At 45.5% G+C, this 19,153-nt stretch carries 20 protein-coding genes, 2 pseudogenes and 3 other annotated features; of the genes and pseudogenes, 14 read left to right on the top strand and 8 right to left on the bottom strand.

What is annotated here, in order from left to right; translation table 11 throughout:
* Position 1: 1 nt before the first annotated feature.
* The 9 genes and pseudogenes from rfbG (at position 2) to wzzB (ending at position 9,250) form a co-directional block, all read left to right on the top strand.
* Entirely contained in the window at positions 2–871 is an 870-nt protein-coding gene (gene rfbG, locus SF2098) for a dTDP-rhamnosyl transferase (RefSeq protein ID NP_707930.1), read from the top strand.
* Positions 872–890: 19 nt separating this feature from the next.
* The gene (gene rfc / locus SF2097; RefSeq protein ID NP_707929.1) at positions 891–2,039 is read left to right on the top strand and encodes an O-antigen polymerase; all 1,149 of its coding nucleotides are present in this window, start codon (positions 891–893) and stop codon (positions 2,037–2,039) included.
* 3 nt (positions 2,040–2,042) lie between these two features.
* Positions 2,043–2,417, top strand: coding sequence for a glycosyl translocase (gene rfbI / locus SF2096; protein ID NP_707928.1), 375 nt, complete (start codon positions 2,043–2,045; stop codon positions 2,415–2,417).
* A 62-nt stretch (positions 2,418–2,479) separates the two neighbouring features.
* Positions 2,480–3,418, top strand: a pseudogene (locus tag SF2094).
* 216 nt (positions 3,419–3,634) lie between these two features.
* Positions 3,635–4,234, top strand: a complete 600-nt coding sequence (locus SF2093) for a hypothetical protein (RefSeq protein NP_707925.1) — start codon at positions 3,635–3,637, stop codon at positions 4,232–4,234.
* Positions 3,635–4,886, top strand: a sequence feature (potential frameshift: common BLAST hit: gi|313200833|ref|YP_004039491.1| dolichyl-phosphate-mannose-protein mannosyltransferase). (Overlaps the previous gene by 600 nt.)
* A complete protein-coding gene (locus tag SF2092; protein ID NP_707924.1) occupies positions 4,335–4,886 on the top strand; it encodes a hypothetical protein in 552 nt (183 codons plus the stop codon). (Overlaps the previous feature by 552 nt.)
* Positions 4,887–5,350: 464 nt before the next feature.
* On the top strand, positions 5,351–6,757 hold the full coding sequence (gene gnd, locus SF2091) for a 6-phosphogluconate dehydrogenase (protein NP_707923.1): 1,407 nt from the start codon (positions 5,351–5,353) through the stop codon (positions 6,755–6,757).
* Between the two features lie 249 nt (positions 6,758–7,006).
* Positions 7,007–8,127, top strand: a sequence feature (Similar to Escherichia coli K12 UDP-glucose 6-dehydrogenase gi: 1788340 (389 aa). BLAST with identity of 96% in 373 aa. This CDS contains an in-frame stop codon. The sequence has been checked and is believed to be correct.).
* A pseudogene (gene ugd, locus SF2090) lies at positions 7,007–8,127 on the top strand. Its footprint overlaps the feature before it by 1,121 nt.
* Positions 8,128–8,236: 109 nt before the next feature.
* Entirely contained in the window at positions 8,237–9,250 is a 1,014-nt protein-coding gene (gene wzzB, locus SF2089; protein ID NP_707922.1) for a chain length determinant protein WzzB, read from the top strand.
* 185 nt (positions 9,251–9,435) lie between these two features.
* On the opposite strand, the gene hisI is transcribed toward wzzB, so the two are convergent.
* The 8 genes from hisI to hisG are packed head-to-tail and all read right to left on the bottom strand — an operon-like array spanning position 9,436 to position 16,469.
* Complete coding sequence (hisI, locus tag SF2088) at positions 9,436–10,047, bottom strand: bifunctional phosphoribosyl-AMP cyclohydrolase/phosphoribosyl-ATP pyrophosphatase (RefSeq protein NP_707921.1); 612 nt, start codon at positions 10,045–10,047, stop codon at positions 9,436–9,438.
* Positions 10,041–10,817: an imidazole glycerol phosphate synthase subunit HisF gene (gene hisF / locus SF2087; protein NP_707920.1), complete on the bottom strand. Its 777-nt coding sequence runs from the start codon at positions 10,815–10,817 to the stop codon at positions 10,041–10,043. The genes hisI and hisF overlap by 7 nt, the downstream gene beginning before the upstream one ends.
* On the bottom strand, positions 10,799–11,536 hold the full coding sequence (gene hisA / locus SF2086) for a 1-(5-phosphoribosyl)-5-[(5-phosphoribosylamino)methylideneamino] imidazole-4-carboxamide isomerase (protein NP_707919.2): 738 nt from the start codon (positions 11,534–11,536) through the stop codon (positions 10,799–10,801). The genes hisF and hisA overlap by 19 nt, the downstream gene beginning before the upstream one ends.
* Positions 11,536–12,126, bottom strand: coding sequence for an imidazole glycerol phosphate synthase subunit HisH (hisH, locus tag SF2085; protein NP_707918.1), 591 nt, complete (start codon positions 12,124–12,126; stop codon positions 11,536–11,538). The genes hisA and hisH overlap by 1 nt, the downstream gene beginning before the upstream one ends.
* Positions 12,126–13,193: an imidazole glycerol-phosphate dehydratase/histidinol phosphatase gene (gene hisB / locus SF2084; RefSeq protein NP_707917.2), complete on the bottom strand. Its 1,068-nt coding sequence runs from the start codon at positions 13,191–13,193 to the stop codon at positions 12,126–12,128. Before hisB ends, hisH begins: the two co-directional genes overlap by 1 nt.
* Positions 13,193–14,263, bottom strand: coding sequence for a histidinol-phosphate aminotransferase (gene hisC, locus SF2083; RefSeq protein ID NP_707916.1), 1,071 nt, complete (start codon positions 14,261–14,263; stop codon positions 13,193–13,195). The genes hisB and hisC overlap by 1 nt, the downstream gene beginning before the upstream one ends.
* Complete coding sequence (hisD, locus tag SF2082; RefSeq protein ID NP_707915.2) at positions 14,260–15,564, bottom strand: bifunctional histidinal dehydrogenase/ histidinol dehydrogenase; 1,305 nt, start codon at positions 15,562–15,564, stop codon at positions 14,260–14,262. The genes hisC and hisD overlap by 4 nt, the downstream gene beginning before the upstream one ends.
* A gap of 5 nt (positions 15,565–15,569) precedes the next feature.
* Positions 15,570–16,469, bottom strand: coding sequence for an ATP phosphoribosyltransferase (gene hisG, locus SF2081; RefSeq protein ID NP_707914.2), 900 nt, complete (start codon positions 16,467–16,469; stop codon positions 15,570–15,572).
* Positions 16,470–16,938: 469 nt separating this feature from the next.
* Here hisG and yefM point away from each other — a divergent pair, with 469 nt between their 5' ends.
* The 5 genes from yefM to SF2075 all read left to right on the top strand — a co-directional run bounded on the left by yefM (position 16,939) and on the right by SF2075 (position 19,125).
* On the top strand, positions 16,939–17,211 hold the full coding sequence (yefM, locus tag SF2079; protein ID NP_707912.1) for an antitoxin YefM: 273 nt from the start codon (positions 16,939–16,941) through the stop codon (positions 17,209–17,211).
* Positions 17,190–17,957 (top strand) — a mobile genetic element. Its footprint overlaps the gene before it by 22 nt.
* The gene (gene insA, locus SF2078) at positions 17,245–17,520 is read left to right on the top strand and encodes an insertion element IS1 protein InsA (protein NP_707911.1); all 276 of its coding nucleotides are present in this window, start codon (positions 17,245–17,247) and stop codon (positions 17,518–17,520) included. Its footprint overlaps the feature before it by 276 nt.
* Positions 17,547–17,942, top strand: a complete 396-nt coding sequence (insB, locus tag SF2077) for an insertion element IS1 protein InsB (protein ID NP_707910.1) — start codon at positions 17,547–17,549, stop codon at positions 17,940–17,942. (Lies within the feature at positions 17,190–17,957.)
* A gap of 6 nt (positions 17,958–17,963) precedes the next feature.
* Entirely contained in the window at positions 17,964–18,218 is a 255-nt protein-coding gene (gene yoeB / locus SF2076) for a hypothetical protein (RefSeq protein NP_707909.1), read from the top strand.
* A gap of 82 nt (positions 18,219–18,300) precedes the next feature.
* A complete protein-coding gene (locus SF2075; protein NP_707908.1) occupies positions 18,301–19,125 on the top strand; it encodes a sugar metabolism protein in 825 nt (274 codons plus the stop codon).
* Positions 19,126–19,153 lie beyond the last annotated feature (28 nt).

Genomic DNA, 19,153 nt, shown 5'->3' with positions numbered 1-19,153 from the left:
TATGGCTACGTATAATGGCGAATGCTGGATTGAGGAACAATTAAAAAGTATTATTGAACAAAAAGATGTAGACATCTCAATTTTTATATCAGATGATTTATCAACTGATAATACATTAAATATTTGTGAAGAATTTCAATTATCATATCCCTCAATTATAAATATACTTCCAAGCGTCAATAAGTTTGGGGGGGCAGGTAAAAATTTTTATAGATTAATTAAAGATGTCGATCTTGAAAACTATGATTATATCTGTTTTAGTGATCAGGACGATATTTGGTATAAAGATAAAATAAAAAATGCAATTGACTGCTTGGTATTTAATAATGCGAATTGTTATTCCAGCAATGTAATTGCATATTATCCATCAGGGCGAAAAAATTTAGTTGATAAGGCTCAGTCGCAAACTCAATTCGATTATTTTTTTGAAGCAGCAGGTCCGGGGTGTACATATGTTATAAAAAAAGAAACGCTTATTGAATTTAAGAAGTTCATCATAAATAATAAAAATGCTGCACAAGATATCTGTCTGCATGATTGGTTTTTATATTCATTTGCGCGGACGAGAAATTATTCGTGGTATATTGATAGAAAACCAACAATGCTGTACAGACAGCATGAAAACAACCAAGTGGGAGCAAACATTAGTTTTAAAGCAAAATACAAACGGCTTGGTTTGGTGAGAAACAAGTGGTATCGAAAAGAAGTAACTAAAATAGCTAATGCCTTAGCTGATGATAGCTTTGTGAATAATCAATTGGGTAAAGGTTATATAGGCAATTTGATCTTGGCTTTAAGTTTTTGGAAGTTAAGGCGGAAAAAGGCTGATAAAATTTATATTTTATTAATGTTGATTTTAAACATATTTTAAAAAACATCACCTTACGAATATGAATAATATAAATAAAATTTTTATAACATTTTTATGTATTGAACTGATTATTGGTGGTGGTGGAAGATTACTGGAGCCATTGGGAATATTCCCTTTGCGATATTTATTATTTGTATTTAGTTTTATACTTTTAATTTTTAATTTAGTTACATTCAATTTTTCAATCACCCAAAAATGTGTCAGTCTTTTTATATGGTTGCTTTTATTTCCTTTTTATGGCTTCTTTGTCGGCTTATTAGCTGGTAATAAAATAAATGATATACTGTTTGATGTGCAACCATACCTTTTTATGCTGTCACTTATATATCTATTTACACTAAGATATACTTTAAAAGTATTTTCATGTGAGATTTTTATTAAAATAGTTAATGCATTTGCATTATATGGATCACTGTTATATATTTCATACATAATTTTGTTGAATTTCGGTTTGTTAAATTTTAATTTAATTTATGAACACTTATCATTGACTAGCGAGTTCTTTTTTCGTCCCGATGGGGCTTTTTTTTCCAAATCCTTCTACTTTTTTGGTGTCGGTGCGATTATCAGTTTTGTCGACAAAAAATATTTAAAATGTCTCATAATAGTGCTTGCGATATTATTGACAGAATCAAGAGGTGTATTACTTTTTACAACATTATCACTGTTATTAGCCAGTTTTAAATTACATAAGCTATATTTAAATACTATTATAATAATATTGGGCAGCGTTCTATTTATAATTATGCTTTACATGGTCGGATCACGCAGTGAAGATTCTGACTCTGTTAGATTTAATGATTTATATTTTTATTATAAAAATGTTGATTTAGCGACGTTCTTGTTTGGAAGAGGATTTGGTTCATTTATATTAGATCGATTAAGGATTGAAATAGTACCTCTTGAGATACTTCAGAAAACAGGCGTTATTGGTGTATTTATATCATTAGTTCCTATGTTGCTTATCTTTTTGAAAGGCTATTTTTTAAATAGTACAAAAACATCATTAATGATGTCGTTAATACTTTTTTTCAGTATTACCGTTTCTATAACTAATCCATTTCTTTTTACACCCATGGGAATTTTTATTATAGGCGTTGTAGTTTTATGGGTATTTTCTATAGAAAATATCCAAATTAGTAATAACCTCACTTCTGGAGCAAAATAAAGGATGTTAAAAATAGGGAAGTTATTGACCAGTTCTTTTTTTAGTTATTTTTTAATTGGAATTGTCAATACTGCTTTACATTGGGGGGTATTTTATGCGTGTTATAATAATTTAGCTTTTGGTCAAGGCCGAAGTAACATTGTTGGTTTTATATGTGCAGCAACCTTTTCTTTTTTTGCAAATGCAAGATGCTCATTTAAAGTATCTGCAACCAAGGCTAGATATTTTATATTTATATTTTTTATGGGGGCGATGAGTTATTTATTCGGCGTTTTATTTGATCTCTTAGCTTTATCTCCAATATTTACATTGTTCACCTTTTCTCTTTTTAGTTTGGTTTTAGGATATTGCGCATCAAAATATTTCATTTTTCGTTAGTAAACGATTTGTTAAAAACACAATTACTTGCACATTAGCTAAATAGTTTATATGAGGGGCTTATGTATCACTCTTTTAATATCGCTGTAATTATTCCTTGTTATAATGAGCAGAAGGCAATAGCAAAAGTCATAAATGATTTCAAAACGAATATTCCAACTGCTTCTATATATGTATTTGATAATAATTCGACTGACAGTACAGCACAAGTGGCAGAGGATGCTGGAGCAACAGTTCACTCTGTTCCTCTGAAAGGCAAGGGGAATGTCGTAAGACGTATGTTCTCAGATGTAGATGCGGATATTTATCTAATGGTTGATGGAGATGACACTTATGATGCAAGTTCTGCTCCAGAAATGATTAACCATCTCATAAAAAATCAATTGGATATGGTTGTAGGATGTCGTCAAGAGAATGGAGATCAAAATACATACAGAAAAGGGCATCGCTGAGGAAATAAATTGTTGACTGGTACTGTTCAGACTATCTTTAAAGGGAATTTTACTGATATGTTGTCGGGGTATCGTGTATTTTCCAGACGCTATGTTAAATCTTTTCCATGTCTATCAAGGGGATTTGAAATCGAAACTGAGCTTACAATTCATGCTTTAGAATTACGTATGAAGTATGGTGAGGTTAATACAAAATATGGCGAGCGATCTGAAGGGAGTGTGAGCAAACTATCAACTTGGAGTGATGGGTTCAAGATTCTGAAAACAATAATTAAACTTTACTCGCTTGAACGGCCACTATACTTTTTTAGTATTATCGGCGTTTTACTTGCTGCTTTGTCTATAATTTTAGGATTGCCCATCATTGTTGATTATATTGATACAGGTTTGGTGAGAAGATTTCCGACTGCCTTTTTAACTGCCTCCATCATGTTATCGTCAATAATGGCATTTGTATGTGGCATTATTTTGCATTCAAATACAACAACTAGACGTGAAATGAAGGCATTATTTTATCTTTCTGAAAAAAACTATAAACTGATAATGTAAATAGAGTATTTTACTATGATTGAATTGCCGTTGTATTTGTATGTTGAACATACAAATACAACGGCAATAATTGCCGTTGGATTTGTATTTTGTGTATTGTTTTGCTTTTGGAATGACATTTTTTGTCATTGGTAATATTGTATTGTCATCTTTTTTTAAGGAGGGGGTGGCAGGACTTAACAAATTTTCTTTATTTTTTATTGCCTATGCATAGGGATGTCTTTAAATATTTTGATAATTTACTTTCTGGGCATGGTCGGGCAATTTAATAAGATTGCTATCTTTTTAATTTTTACGGTGTGTTGGGTTTTAAGCATTATTAAACGTCAGCAATTTAGATGGCTGGCAATAAATAATATTGAGTTCAGTACGCTGTTTGTTATTTTATTTCTTGTTTTGATTTTTGTGGTTACATTGTTATCGTCCCTGCGAGCTCCCGGTGATTGGGATGATACTATGTATCACTTACCTTTGGCTCGTTCATTAGTTGAGCACCATGCAATTGTTGTTGAACAATATTTGCGTTTTCCTCTGTTCCCGCAAAATGCAGATCTTTTAATGGCTTTAGGTTTACAGTTAGGAGATGTAAGGTTAGCTCAGTTTTTAGCAAATATCTGTTTTTTTGTAATAGCCTGTGGACTTGTTGGCTGTTCATGGGAAATTACGAAAACTTATTATCCAGGCATTATTGCTACAATCCTACTATTTACTATCAATCCACTTAAAGATCATCTTGGTTATGCATATATTGATTTAACGCTATCTTTGTTTTGCTGCAGCCAGTATTCTTATATATATTCGCTCAGAAAACAATAAAACACAAAATGAATTAATTTTTTTATGTGGTTTTTTTATTGGAATTGCTTGTGGCGTAAAACTATTTGGTGCCATATATGGAGCCATCATATTTGTTATATTGATAGCGAAAAAGAGAAACATACAGACATTTCTTATTTTTAGCTTGGCAACAATTCTTGGTGGCATTTATTGGTATGTCCGTAGTTTTTGGATCTCTGGTGATCCTTTTAGTCCTGCTGGAGGAAATATATTTGGTCACTACCTATGGAATGAAATTGATCTACAAGTTCAAACAGCAGAACAAGCTCGACATGGTATAAGTCCTGCCACATTAGATTTGCAACAAGCAATTAATAAAGTTGGCAGTGATGTTGTTTTTTATGCTATACTGTCTGTCTTTACACTTAGGAATAATAAAATACTTTGGGTATTTTTCTCGATTGTTTTAACATATGTCTTATTTTGGTTTTCTGTTACGCAAGGTGACAGGTATTTATCACCCATTTACCCATTGTCAGTATTGCAGGTTGCGATCTCAATTGCAAGTTTAATAAAAGATATCAACATTACAAATTACAAGTTGGGACGATATTTTATCCTTGTGTGTATTATTTTTTTTCGGGGCGATCGTTGTATTTTGAATTCAAATATTTTTATTCTGAATACTTGAATTTTAATTCACGCTTAGAAAGTCGCTATAGCTATGAACTGATGAAGAAAGCAAGTGAATATAGTGAGTTATATGGAGATAATCTTATCCAATTAGGCTTGGAGGATGGTATTTACTTCTATAAAGGGATGGCAATTGGTGACGTCTTTGGATTAGCAAGATATAGTGATTGGACTATTAGTAATCCCGAGTGTGAGGTAATCCCACAGGATGATTTAATAGAGAAGATGAAATCTTTTAATAGTTCGTTTATTGTTATATCTAAACGAAGCTATGCTAATTTTAATCCAGAAAAGTATCCAAAATTCAAAGTTCTTATGGATACACCCAATGGCATACTTATCGCTATAAAGTAAGAAGCATGCTGTAACCATATGTATTCCTTGATTAGAAGATGAAAATCACGACGGTTAATAATATAACGGTTAATAGACGGTTAATAATATAGAAGACAGGAGTAAACAATGTCAAAGCAACAGATCGGCGTAGTCGGTATGGCAGTGATGGGGCGCAACCTTGCGCTCAACATCGAAAGTCGTGGTTATACCGTCTCTATTTTCAACCGCTCCCGCGAAAAGACGGAAGAAGTGATTGCTGAAAATCCAGGCAAGAAACTGGCTCCTTACTATACGGTGAAAGAGTTTGTTGAATCTCTGGAAACGCCTCGTCGCATCCTGTTAATGGTGAAAGCAGGTGCAGGCACGGATGCTGCGATTGATTCCCTGAAACCATACCTCGATAAAGGTGACATCATCATTGATGGTGGTAATACCTTCTTCCAGGACACCATTCGTCGTAATCGTGAGCTTTCAGCAGAGGGCTTTAACTTCATCGGTACCGGTGTTTCCGGCGGTGAAGAGGGCGCGCTGAAAGGTCCTTCTATTATGCCTGGCGGGCAGAAAGAGGCTTATGAGCTGGTTGCGCCTATCCTGACTAAAATCGCTGCCGTGGCAGAAGACGGCGAGCCATGCGTTACTTATATTGGTGCCGACGGCGCAGGCCATTATGTGAAGATGGTTCACAATGGTATTGAATACGGAGATATGCAGCTCATTGCTGAAGCGTATTCTCTGCTCAAAGGTGGCCTGAATCTATCTAATGAAGAACTGGCCCAGACTTTCACCGAGTGGAATAACGGTGAACTTAGCAGCTACCTGATCGACATCACTAAAGATATCTTCACCAAAAAAGATGAAGACGGTAACTACCTGGTTGATGTGATTCTGGATGAAGCAGCAAACAAAGGCACCGGTAAATGGACCAGCCAGAGCGCGCTGGATCTCGGCGAACCGCTGTCGCTGATTACCGAGTCTGTGTTTGCACGTTATATCTCTTCTCTGAAAGATCAGCGCGTTGCCGCATCTAAAGTTCTCTCTGGTCCGCAAGCTCAGTCAGCAGGCGACAAGGCTGAGTTCATCGAAAAAGTTCGCAGTGCGCTGTATCTGGGCAAAATCGTTTCTTACGCTCAGGGCTTCTCTCAGCTGCGTGCTGCGTCTGAAGAATACAATTGGGATCTGAACTACGGCGAAATCGCGAAGATTTTCCGTGCTGGCTGCATCATCCGTGCGCAGTTCCTGCAGAAAATCACCGATGCTTATGCCGAAAATCCGCAGATCGCTAACCTGCTGCTGGCCCCGTACTTCAAGCAAATTGCCGATGACTACCAGCAGGCGCTGCGCGATGTCGTCGCTTATGCAGTACAGAACGGTATCCCGGTTCCGACCTTCGCCGCTGCGGTTGCCTATTACGATAGCTACCGTGCCGCGGTTCTGCCTGCGAACCTGATCCAGGCACAGCGTGACTATTTCGGGGCGCATACTTATAAGCGCATTGATAAAGAAGGTGTGTTCCATACTGAATGGCTGGATTAATCTGATTTAACCAACAATAAAATTGAGGCCCGGCGTATATTGCACCGGGCTTTTTTTTGCCAAATATCTTATAGACTAAATTTCACTGCTTAATATTAACTTAATAAACATCAGCTATTCTTATAAAGAAAATCTGAATTGTTTTTCGTTGCGTTGACCATCTGACAACGTAGCGTTAAAACTTTTAGCATCTTATCACGATGCTAAAAACATCATGATTCACAGTTAAGTTAATTCTGAGAGCATGAAATGAAAATCACCATTTCCGGTACTGGCTATGTAGGCTTGTCAAACGGGCTTCTAATCGCACAAAATCATGAGGTTGTGGCATTAGATATTTTACCGTCACGCGTTGCTATGCTGAATGATCGGATATCTCCTATTGTTGATAAGGAAATTCAGCAGTTTTTGCAATCAGATAAAATACACTTTAATGCCACATTAGATAAAAATGAAGCCTACCGGGATGCTGATTATGTCATCATCGCCACTCCAACCGACTATGATCCTAAAACTAATTATTTCAATACATCCAGTGTAGAATCAGTAATTAAAGACGTAGTTGAGATAAATCCTTATGCGGTTATGGTCATCAAATCAACGGTTCCCGTTGGTTTTACCGCAGCGATGCATAAGAAATATCGTACTGAAAATATTATTTTCTCTCCGGAATTCCTCCGCGAAGGTAAAGCCCTTTACGATAATCTCCATCCGTCACGTATTGTCATCGGTGAGCGTTCAGAACGCGCAGAACGTTTTGCTGCGTTGTTACAGGAAGGCGCGATTAAGCAAAATATCCCGACCCTGTTTACCGACTCCACTGAAGCAGAAGCGATTAAACTTTTCGCTAATACCTATCTGGCGATGCGCGTAGCATACTTTAATGACCTGGATAGTTATGCAGAAAGTTTAGGTCTGAATACTCGCCAGATTATCGAAGGCGTTTGTCTCGATCCGCGTATTGGCAACCATTACAACAATCCGTCGTTTGGTTATGGTGGTTATTGTCTGCCGAAAGATACCAAGCAGTTACTGGCGAACTACCAGTCTGTGCCGAATAACCTGATCTCGGCAATTGTCGATGCAAACCGCAAGTGGTGGGTATTTATCGTCTGATTATGAAGAGCGGGTCAGATAACTTCCGTGCGTCTTCTATTCAGGGGATTATGAAGCGTATCAAGGCGAAAGGCGTTGAAGTGATCATCTACGAGCCGGTGATGAAAGAAGACTCATTCTTCAACTCTCGCCTGGAACGTGATCTCGCCACCTTCAAACAACAAGCCGACGTCATTATCTCCAACCGTATGGCAGAAGAGCTTAAGGATGTGGCAGATAAGGTCTACACCCGCGATCTCTTTGGCAGCGACTAACATCTTGTTATCAGGGCTATTTACGCCCTGATTGTCTTTTGTTACCTCCGCAATAATTCATTATTTTTATCACTTATCCTATAGCATTCACGGGGATTATCGCTAAACTATGCGGACTTGGAAATTTCCGTCAGTTAGGGTAATGATGAGAGTAGAAAATAATAATGTTTCTGGGCAAAACCATGACCCGGAACAGATTGATTTGATTGATTTACTAGTGCAGTTGTGGCGTGGCAAGATGACAATTATCATTTCCGTCATTGTGGCTATTGCCCTGGCTATTGGTTATTTGGCAGTAGCGAAGGAGAAATGGACGTCAACAGCAATTATCACTCAGCCCGACGTGGGGCAAATTGCTGGCTATAACAATGCCATGAATGTTATCTATGGTCAGGCTGCACCGAAAGTATCGGATTTGCAGGAGACGTTAATTGGTCGCTTCAGTTCTGCCTTCTCTGCATTAGCAGAAACGCTGGATAATCAGGAAGAGCCAGAAAAACTTACCATCGAACCTTCTGTTAAGAACCAGCAATTACCATTGACTGTTTCTTATGTTGGGCAAACTGCAGAGGGCGCACAAATGAAGTTGGCCCAATACATTCAGCAAGTTGATGATAAAGTGAATCAAGAGCTAGAAAAGGATCTCAAGGACAACATTGCTCTGGGACGGAAAAACTTGCAGGACTCTTTAAGAACCCAGGAAGTGGTCGCGCAGGAGCAGAAAGATCTGCGTATCCGTCAGATTCAGGAAGCGTTGCAGTATGCGAATCAGGCGCAGGTGACAAAGCCACAGGTTCAGCAGACTGAAGATGTGACGCAAGATACGTTGTTCCTTCTAGGGAGCGAAGCGCTGGAGTCGATGATTAAGCATGAAGCGACTCGTCCGTTGGTGTTCTCACCAAACTACTATCAGACACGTCAAAACCTGTTGGATATTGAAAAATTAAAGTTTGATGATCTTGATATTCATGCTTACCGCTATGTGATGAAACCGACGTTACCTATTCGTCGCGATAGTCCGAAAAAGGCAATCACCTTGATTCTGGCAGTGCTTCTGGGCGGCATGGTTGGCGCGGGGATTGTGTTGGGGCGTAACGCTCTGCGTAATTACAACGCGAAGTAATATTATTGTGCATTTAAGAGAAACGGGCAGGGTGGTGACACCATGCCCGTTTTTTTTGCCGGATGCGATGCTGGCGCATCTTATCCGGCCTACGTGTGTTGAGATAATGTGTAGGCACGATAAGTTTGCGCATCGGGCAATGGCTCCGGGTGTGACAACAACATCACACCTGCTCAGCCCGTAACTCACTGATGCCGTTTATGCAGGTTCTCAATTACTGTCGTTAAATCCAGATCCTGATCCTGCAACAGCACCAGCAGGTGATACATCAAGTCAGATGCCTCGTTGGTCAGCTCAAAGCGATCATGTACCGTTGCTGCCAGTGCGGTTTCCACGCCTTCTTCGCCCACTTTCTGCGCAATGCGTTTAGTGCCGCTGGCATACAGTTTGGCGGTGTAGGAGGTTTCCGGGTCGGCATATTTACGTTCGGCGAGCAGTTGTTCCAGTTGATACAGGAACAGCCACTGGTGAGCGGTGTTGCCGAAGCAGCTACTGGTGCCTTTGTGGCAGGTTGGCCCGATGGGATTCGCCAGCACCAGTAATGTGTCGTTGTCGCAGTCCGGGGCAATACTTACCACATTGAGAAAATTGCCCGAGGTTTCGCCTTTGATCCACAGTCGCTGTTTAGTGCGCGAGAAGAAGGTGACTTTACCGCTTTCGATGGTTTTGTCTAAGGCTTCCGGGTTCATGTAGCCCAGCATTAACACTTCGCCAGATACCGCGTGTTGCACAATCACCGGCATCAGACCGTCGGTTTTTTCCCAGTCCAGTTCGCGACGTTGTTGTTCTGTTAACATATCCTGATCTCCACGCCCTGTGTTGCCAGGTACGCTTTTAATTCGCCAATATTGATTATTTGTTTGTGGAATACGGAAGCTGCCAGCGCACCGTCAACGTCGGCATCGCGGAAGGCTTCCAGGAAGTGTTCCATGGTGCCCGCGCCACCGGAGGCAATCAGCGGGACGTGGCAAACTTCACGCACTTTTTTCAGCTGCTTGAGGTCGTAACCGTTACACACGCCGTCCTGATTCATCATGTTGAGGACGATTTCTCCGGCGCCGCGTTTTTGCACCTCCTCTACCCAGTCGAGCGTTTCCCATTGAGTGACGCGGGTGCGGCTTTCATCGCCGGTATATTGATTTACATGATATTTACCGGTTTCGGCGTCGTACCAGGTATCAATACCAACCACAATACACTGCACGCCAAAGCGATCGGCCAGGCGAGTAATTAATGTTGGGTCTGCCAGCGCAGGGGAGTTGATGGAAATTTTATCCGCGCCAAAGGAAAGAATTTTCGCGGCATCTTCCAGAGACTTAATCCCACCCGCCACACAAAACGGAATGTCGATCACTTCCGCCACGCGAGATACCCAGCTTTTATCTACCACACGGCCATCGCTGGAAGCGGTGATATCGTAGAACACCAGTTCATCTGCACCTTCTTCGGCGTAGCGTTTTGCCAGTGGCACGATATCGCCAATGATTTCATGGTTGCGAAACTGTACGCCTTTCACCACCTGACCATCACGAACGTCGAGACACGGGATTATGCGTTTTGCCAGCATGCGATGGCCTCCTTCACGGTGAATTTACCTTCCAGTAATGCACGACCAACTATTACGCCGCGCACGCCAGTGCCACGTAGGGCAGCAACATCGTTAATGTCGCCAATGCCGCCGGAGGACTGAAACGCCACTTGCGGATATCTGGCACACACTTCTTCATATAAAGAGACGTTAGATCCCGCCAGCGTGCCGTCGCGCGAGATATCGGTACACAACACATGTTTCAGGCCGACGGGCAGATAGGTTTCCACCAGTTGTTCCAGTGAAACGCCCGAGTTCTCTTGCCAGCCGCTGACTGCCACTTGCTTGTTGCCTTGCTCGTCAATACGGACATCCAGTGCCAGCACCAGCGCATCGGCACCGAAACGTTCAAACCAGCCTTTCACTACGTCCGGTGATTTCACTGCGGTGGAACCGACCACCACGCGCGCAACGCCAGCTTCCAGTAACGCCGCCACGTCTTCTTCACTACGAACACCGCCGCCAACCTGCACCGGGACGTTAACGCCCGCGACCAGGGTTTTAATCAGCGGGATTTGACGCTTAGCCGGATCTTTTGCCCCGGTCAGATCCACCAGGTGCAACACTTCGGCACCTTGCGCAGCGTAATCCTGTAAGCGCGGCAGCGGGTCGTTACCGTAATCGCGTTGTTTGCCGTAATCGCCCTGATGGAGACGCACCACGGTGCCGTCGATTAAATCTAATGCCGGAATAATCATCACATCTCCAGGAAGTTTTTCAGCAACTTAGCGCCAGCGGCACCAGAACGCTCCGGGTGGAACTGCACGCCGTAGAAGTTATCTTTTTGTACCGCCGCGGTGAACGGTTCGCCGTAATTACACTGGGCGATGGTCCACGGATTGACTGGCATTGCGTAGCTGTGAACAAAGTAAAAGTACGCGCCGTCTTCAATCCCCTGAAACAGGCGGTTGCCTGCCTGCGGATAAACGCGGTTCCAGCCCATATGTGGCAGTGGCAGACCAAAGTCGGTCATTTTCGGCACGTCTTCGTCGATGATGCCCAGCAAGTCGACGCCATTGCTCTCTTCGCTGCGTCGTCCCAGGAGTTGCATCCCTAAGCAGATGCCCAGCACCGGTTGGGTACAGGCTTTGATGAGATCAAACAGCTCGCGCTCACGCACCTGATCCATCGCTGCTTGTGCGGTGCCGACGCCGGGTAAAAACAGTTTATCGGCCAGCAACACAATGTCCGGGTCACGGCTGACTTTGGGTTCATAACCGTGGCGCGCAATGGCAGACTTCACAGAGTTCAGGTTGGCGCAGCCAGTATCAAGGATCACCACGTTCATTACAGCACTCCTTTCGACGAGGGCAGGGTGTCGCCTTCGACGCGGATGGCCTGGCGCAGGGTACGACCAAAGGCTTTGAACAGGCTTTCTACACGGTGATGATCGTTTTTACCTTTGGTTTTCAGGTGTAGTGTCACGCCCATGGTGTAAGAGAGCGAACGGAAGAAGTGTTCGATCATTTCAGTGCTGAGATCGCCCACACGCTGGTAGGTAAACTCGGCTTTATATTCCAGGTGCGGGCGACCAGAGATATCCAGTGCGCAGCGGGCAAGGCATTCGTCCATCGGCAGCACAAAACCAAAGCGGCAAATACCGCGTTTGTCGCCGAGGGCAATTTTTAACGCTTCGCCCAGCGCCAGGCCGGTATCTTCGACGGTGTGGTGATCGTCGATATAGAGGTCGCCTTTGACATTGATTTCCATGCGGAAACCGCCGTGGGTGGCGATCTGATCCAGCATGTGATCAAAGAAGCCAACGCCGGTGTTAATCTTGCTGCCACCTTCGCGATCCAGCCACACCTGGACGTCAATCTGCGTCTCTTTGGTGTTGCGCACTACATGGGCGTAACGGTCTCGTTTAGTGAGTTGCTCGCCAATCATTGGCCAGTTCAGGGTTTCGCGGTCGTAGCGTAAACCATTAATGCCCATGTTTTCCGCCAGTTGAATGTCGGTCGCGCGATCGCCAATTACATAACTGTTGGCACGATCCATCGCTTGCTCAGCCAGATAACCCTCCACCAGTTTTACTTTCGGCTTACGGCAGTCGCACTCATCGGCGGGCAGGTGCGGACAAATCAGCACTTCATCAAACTGCACGCCTTGCGAGGTGAAGATCTGCATCATCAGGTTGTGCGGGCCATCAAAATCCGCTTGCGGGAAACTTTGTGTTCCCAGACCATCCTGATTAGTGATCATCACCAGCTTGTAGCCCGCTTTTTGCAGCTTCAGCAATTCCGGGATCACGCCCGGTTCAAAGGCGAGTTTGTCAAAACGGTCCACCTGAAAATCACTCGGCGGTTCGCTAATCAGGGTTCCATCGCGATCGATAAAAAGATACTTCTGACTCATCAAACTTGCTCCGCACGTAAGGCGTCAATGACGCGCTGGCTTTCTTCACGGGTTCCGACGGTAATTCGCAGGCAGCCGCTTAAAGAGGGTTGTTTATTCTGATCACGTAAGATAATGCCCTGATCCCACAAAGATTTAAACACTGCACTGGAGGCTTTAAAGCGCGCCAGAATGTAGTTGGTTTCAGAGTCGAAAACCTGCTCCACGCAGGGGATCTCTTTCAGTGCGGCAATCAGGTATTCGCGTTCTGTAATAATTTGCGCCACCCGTTCGCTCATGGCGACGATTCCCTGCGGGCTTAACGCCTGTGCGGCAATGTCGGCAACCGGCGTCGAGAGCGGGTAGGGGGGGATCACTTTCATCAGCAGGTTGATGACTTCTTCGTTTGCCAGCGTAAATCCGCAACGAAGCCCCGCCAACGCGAAGGCTTTCGAAAGGGTACGCAAAATCGCCAGGTGCGGATATTCCGCCAGCCAGCCAGCTAACGATGCCTGCGGGCAAAACTCGATATAAGCTTCATCGGCAACCACAATCGCCTTACCGCGGGTTAGCTCCAGCAGGGTGCGAAAATCCTGCGGATTGATCAGTTGCCCGGTGGGGTTGTTGGGGCTGCAAACATAGACCACTTTTACGCCGTCCAGCTTGTCGGAAATGCCCTGTAAGTCCAGTTGCCAGTTTTCCAGCGTCGGCACTGTGCGGCATTCGACACCAATGGTTTCAGCGCTGACGCTGTACATGCCGTACGTTGGCGGGCAGTAGAGGATGGCGTCTTTACCCGGTTCGCAAAAAGCGCGGATCAGCAGTTCAATACCTTCGTCCGCGCCACGGCTGACCAGCACCTGTTCCGGTTTTACGCCTGCATATTGCGCGTAATTTTCAATCACCGCTTTTGGCTGGCATTCCGGGTAGCGGTTGAGCGTTTGCTGAGTAAGCTTAAACTCCACGGCGGTGGGATATTCGTTGGCGTTCAGCCAGACGTCGCCGTTACCGCCCAGACGACGCGCCGACTGATACGGTGTCAGGTTGCGGACGTTTTCACGCGCTAAATCAGTAATAGTCACGGTGCTCATGCTTGCTCCTTAAGGACGTTAACACGCAAAGTAACGGCATTTTTGTGGGCGGTCAGGCGCTCGGCGGCGGCCAGTGTTTCAATGGTCGAAGCCAGCGCGGAGAAACCTTCTTTCGACAGTTCCTGTACGGTCATGCGTTTCTGGAAATCTGCCAGCCCGAGGCTGGAACAGGTGGCGGTGTAACCGTAAGTCGGCAGCACGTGGTTGGTGCCGGAGGCGTAGTCGCCTGCCGATTCCGGTGACCAGTCACCAAGAAATACCGAACCGGCGCTGGTGATGCCATCGACCAGTTCGCGGGCGTTGCGGGTCTGAATGATCAGGTGCTCCGGGCCGTACTGGTTGGAGATCTCCACGCACTGCGCTAAATCTTTAGTCACGATCAGGCGGCTGGCGTTCAGTGCCTGGCGGGTGGTTTCGGCACGCGGCAGTTCTGCCAGTTGGCGTTCGACGGCCTCGGCAACGCGACGCGCCATATCAGCATCGGGGGTCAGTAAAATTACCTGTGAGTCAGGGCCGTGTTCAGCCTGAGAAAGCAAATCAGAAGCCACAAAATCCGGCGTAGCGCCGCTGTCAGCAATCACCAGCACTTCCGACGGGCCTGCGGGCATATCGATCGCCGCACCGTCCAGACGCTGGCTTACCTGGCGTTTTGCTTCGGTGACAAAGGCGTTACCCGGCCCGAAGATTTTGTCCACTTTCGGCACAGATTCCGTACCAAACGCCAGCGCGGCAATGGCCTGTGCGCCGCCGACGTTAAACACGTCCTGCACATCGCACAGCTGCGCCGCATAAAGAATTTCATCGGCAATCGGCGGCGGTGAGCACAGCACCACTTTTTTACAGCCCGCAATACGCGCCGGAGTTGCCAGCATTAATACCGTTGAGAAGAGCGGGGCGGAGCCGCCCGGAATATACAAACCCACTGAAGCCACCGGGCGCGTGACCTGCTGGCAACGCACGCCTAGCTGCGTTTCTACATCTACCGGCGGCAGTTTTTGCGCAGTGTGGAAGGTTTCAATACTCTTTACTGCCACCGCCATCGCCTGTTTTAGCTCGTCGCTCAGGCGTTCGCTGGCGGCGGCGATCTCATCAGCAGACACCTTCAGCGCGGTAACCGTGGTTTTATCAAACTTCGCGCTGTATTCACGCAGGGCCTCATCGCCACGCGTTTTCACGTTATCGAGAATATCGTTAACGGTGCGGGTAATGCTTTCAGAAGCGGAGATCGCCGGGCGCATTAACAGCTGGCGTTGTTGCTCCGCAGTACAGCTATTCCAGTCAATGATTGTGTTAAAGCTCATGGCGATCACTCCATCATCTTCTCAATCGGCAGGACCAGGATTGAACTGGCACCCAGTGCTTTCAGTTTTTCCATCGTTTCCCAGAACAGGGTTTCGCTACTCACCATGTGCATCGCTACGCGCTGTTGATCACCCGCCAGCGGCAGAATGGTTGGGCGTTCGGCACCTGGCAGCAGGGCGATGACTTCATCCAGGCGTTCGGTCGGTGCGTGCATCATGATGTATTTTGATTCGCGCGCCTGGATCACACCCTGAATACGGGTCAGTAGCTTGTCGATCAGTTGCTGTTTAGATTCTTCCATTTCGCCATCGCGCTGGATCAGGCAGGCTTTCGAGCGGTAGATAACTTCGACTTCGCGCAGGCCGTTAGCTTCCAGCGTGGCACCGGTGGAAACCAGATCGCAAATCGCATCCGCCAGCCCGGCACGCGGCGCAACTTCGACAGAACCGTTCAGTAAGCAGGATTTAAAAGAGATACCTTTCTGGTCGAGATAACGCTTGAGCAGGTGAGGATAAGAGGTGGCGATACGTTTACCGTTTAAGGAGAGCGGACCGTCCCAGGCTTCATCAACCGGCGTTGCCAGCGAAAGGCGGCAGCCGCCGAAATCCAGACGACGCAGGGTAAAGTAGCGCGGATCTTCACCCTGGGCGCGGCGGTTAAGCAGCTCTTCTTCCAGCACGTTTTCGCCGATAATCCCAAGGTCTACCACGCCGTCCATTACCAGACAGGGAATGTCATCGTCACGCACGCGCAGAATATCAATCGGCATGTTTTCTGCCATCGCGATCAGGCGCTGGGTGTGAAGATTGATTTTAATGCCACAGCGCGCCAGTAATTCGCGTGAGTCATCACTTAAACGGCCGGATTTCTGCATAGCTATGCGTAAACGAGTGTTGTCTGTCATTTTCTTATTCCTCTTTAAACCTGTCTGAACCGTTAACAACCGCGCAATAAAAAAGCCCCCGGAAGGTGATCTTCCGGGGGCTTTCTCATGCGTTCATGCACCACTGGAAGATCTGAATGTCTTCCAGCACACATCGCCTGAAAGACTAGTCAGGATGATGGTGGTGTTTAAATTGAACGCGTGTCATAAAAATCTCTGTGAATGTTTATTCAACTGATGTCTTTTAACCTAAACCACTTTCACGTTAGAAAGCAAGGGCTTTTTTATATATTTTATGGCGATGGATTTGTTTAATGAATGAGCGGGGAAAGGAGGGGGCTAAGAGGACTGTCCTCTAACTTGACAGCACCAAAAAGAGCAAAGTCTGATTTTTCGTCTCGCTGGCAATGTCTTGATCTACAAACTAATTAATAAATAGTTAATTAACACCTATCATTGTACAATGAACTGTACAAAATAGGAGATTTACATGCGTACAATTAGCTACAGCGAAGCGCGTCAGAATTTGTCGGCAACAATGATGAAAGCCGTTGAAGATCATGCCCCGATCCTCATTACTCGTCAGAATGGAGAGGCTTGTGTTCTGATGTCACTCGAAGAATACAATTCGCTGGAAGAGACGGCTTATCTACTGCGTTCCCCCGCTAACGCCCGGAGATTGATGGACTCAATCGATAGCCTGAAATCAGGCAAAGGAACGGAAAAGGACATTATTGAGTGGGTAATGCTGCCAACTTACTGATTTAGTGTATGATGGTGATTTTAAGGTGCTTGCGTGGCTTCCATTTCCATCAGATGTCCTTCCTGCTCCGCTACTGAAGGCGTGGTGCGTAACGGCAAAAGCACTGCCGGACATCAGCGCTATCTCTGCTCTCATTGCCGTAAAACATGGCAACTACAGTTCACTTACACCGCCTCTCAGCCCGGTACGCACCAGAAAATCATTGATATGGCCATGAATGGCGTCGGATGTCGCGCCAGTGCACGCATTATGGGCGTTGGCCTCAACACGGTTTTACGTCACTTAAAAAACTCAGGCCGCAGTCGGTAACCTCGCGCATACAACCGGGCAGTGATGTGATTGTCTGCGCTGAAATGGACGAACATTGGGGCTACGTCGGTGCTAAATCACGTCAGCGCTGGCTGTTTTACGCGTATGACAGGATACGGAGGACGGTTGTGGCGCACGTCTTCGGTGAACGCACTCTGGCCACACTGGAGCGTCTTCTGAGCCTGCTGTCGGCCTTTGAGGTCGTGGTATGGATGACGGATGGCTGGCCGCTGTATGAATCACGCCTGAAGGGAAAGCTGCACGTTATCAGCAAGCGTTACACTCAGCGCATTGAGCGACATAATCTGAATCTGAGACAACATCTGGCAAGGCTGGGACGGAAGTCACTGTCGTTCTCAAAATCGGTGGAGCTGCATGACAAGGTCATCGGGCATTATCTGAACATAAAACACTATCAGTAAGTTGGAGTCATTACCTATTGAGTGAAACTAATCTGGTCTGAGGAATCATGGGATGATTATCTGTACTGGCAGGAAACAGATAAGCGAATTGTTAAAAAGATCAATGAACTTATCAAAGATACCCGCAGAACACCATTTGAAGGTAAGGGGAAACCAGAACCCCTGAAACATAATTTGTCAGGTTTCTGGTCCCGACGCATTACAGAGGAGCACCGTCTGGTATACGCGGTTACTGATGATTCACTGCTCATTGCAGCATGTCGTTATCATTATTGAACAGATTCATTCATAGAATGAATTGTCAGTTTTGATACGCTAGCGTAGCCTTATAGATCTAAGGTGTATCAGGAGATAACGGATGAAAAAGGTCGCAATTGTCGGGTTAGGGTGGTTAGGTATGCCGCTGGCGATGTCACTTTCAGCGCGAGGCTGGCAAGTCACCGGGAGTAAAACCACACAAGATGGTGTCGAAGCGGCCCGAATGAGTGGCATTGATAGCTATCTGCTTCGCATGGAGCCTGAGTTAGTTTGCGATTCTGACGATCTGGATGCCCTTATGGATGCCGATGCGCTGGTCATTACGCTTCCGGCACGTCGTAGCGGCCCCGGCGATGAGTTCTATTTACAAGCGGTACAAGAGTTAGTGGATAGCGCGCTGGCCCATCGTATTCCCCGAATTATTTTTACCAGCTCAACATCTGTCTATGGCGACGCGCAAGGCACGGTTAAAGAAACTACCCCGCGTAATCCGGTAACCAACAGTGGACGAGTATTAGAAGAACTCGAAGACTGGCTGCACAATTTACCCGGTACTTCGGTCGATATTCTGCGTCTTGCGGGCCTGGTCGGACCGGGACGTCATCCGGGACGCTTCTTTGCCGGAAAAACCGCCCCTGATGGTGAACATGGTGTTAATTTAGTCCATTTAGAAGATGTTATTGGCGCTATCACTCTGTTGTTACAGGCACCTAAAGGCGGACACATCTATAATATATGTGCGCCAGCTCACCCTGCGCGTAATGTTTTCTATCCGCAGATGGCCCGTTTACTGGGGCTGCAACCTCCGCAGTTCAGAAATAGTCTGGACAGCGGCAAAGGTAAGATTATTGATGGCAGTCGGATTTGTAATGAACTGGGATTTGAATACCAGTATCCCGATCCGCTGGTAATGCCGTTGGAGTAAACGATCACGCCAGCAGGACGCCGCATGC

It is taken from the genome of Shigella flexneri 2a str. 301, assembly GCF_000006925.2.
GTDB lineage: Bacteria > Pseudomonadota > Gammaproteobacteria > Enterobacterales > Enterobacteriaceae > ECMA0423.
This window is presented reverse-complemented; position numbering and strand designations above follow the sequence as displayed.

What these genes read in the sequence shown, in the direction of transcription:
- yefM (NP_707912.1), top strand. Translation starts at nt 16,939, where the DNA reads ATGCGTACAATTAGCTACAGCGAAGCGCGTCAGAATTTGTCGGCAACA.
- hisB (NP_707917.2), bottom strand. Translation starts at nt 13,193, where the DNA reads ATGAGTCAGAAGTATCTTTTTATCGATCGCGATGGAACCCTGATTAGC.
- rfbG (NP_707930.1), top strand. Translation starts at nt 2, where the DNA reads ATGGCTACGTATAATGGCGAATGCTGGATTGAGGAACAATTAAAAAGT.
- rfc (NP_707929.1), top strand. Translation starts at nt 891, where the DNA reads ATGAATAATATAAATAAAATTTTTATAACATTTTTATGTATTGAACTG.
- hisH (NP_707918.1), bottom strand. Translation starts at nt 12,126, where the DNA reads ATGAACGTGGTGATCCTTGATACTGGCTGCGCCAACCTGAACTCTGTG.
- hisA (NP_707919.2), bottom strand. Translation starts at nt 11,536, where the DNA reads ATGATTATTCCGGCATTAGATTTAATCGACGGCACCGTGGTGCGTCTC.
- hisC (NP_707916.1), bottom strand. Translation starts at nt 14,263, where the DNA reads ATGAGCACCGTGACTATTACTGATTTAGCGCGTGAAAACGTCCGCAAC.
- hisF (NP_707920.1), bottom strand. Translation starts at nt 10,817, where the DNA reads ATGCTGGCAAAACGCATAATCCCGTGTCTCGACGTTCGTGATGGTCAG.
- hisD (NP_707915.2), bottom strand. Translation starts at nt 15,564, where the DNA reads ATGAGCTTTAACACAATCATTGACTGGAATAGCTGTACTGCGGAGCAA.
- SF2093 (NP_707925.1), top strand. Translation starts at nt 3,635, where the DNA reads ATGTCTTTAAATATTTTGATAATTTACTTTCTGGGCATGGTCGGGCAA.
- hisG (NP_707914.2), bottom strand. Translation starts at nt 16,469, where the DNA reads ATGACAGACAACACTCGTTTACGCATAGCTATGCAGAAATCCGGCCGT.
- gnd (NP_707923.1), top strand. Translation starts at nt 5,351, where the DNA reads ATGTCAAAGCAACAGATCGGCGTAGTCGGTATGGCAGTGATGGGGCGC.
- hisI (NP_707921.1), bottom strand. Translation starts at nt 10,047, where the DNA reads ATGTTAACAGAACAACAACGTCGCGAACTGGACTGGGAAAAAACCGAC.
- wzzB (NP_707922.1), top strand. Translation starts at nt 8,237, where the DNA reads ATGCGGACTTGGAAATTTCCGTCAGTTAGGGTAATGATGAGAGTAGAA.
- SF2075 (NP_707908.1), top strand. Translation starts at nt 18,301, where the DNA reads ATGAAAAAGGTCGCAATTGTCGGGTTAGGGTGGTTAGGTATGCCGCTG.
- rfbI (NP_707928.1), top strand. Translation starts at nt 2,043, where the DNA reads ATGTTAAAAATAGGGAAGTTATTGACCAGTTCTTTTTTTAGTTATTTT.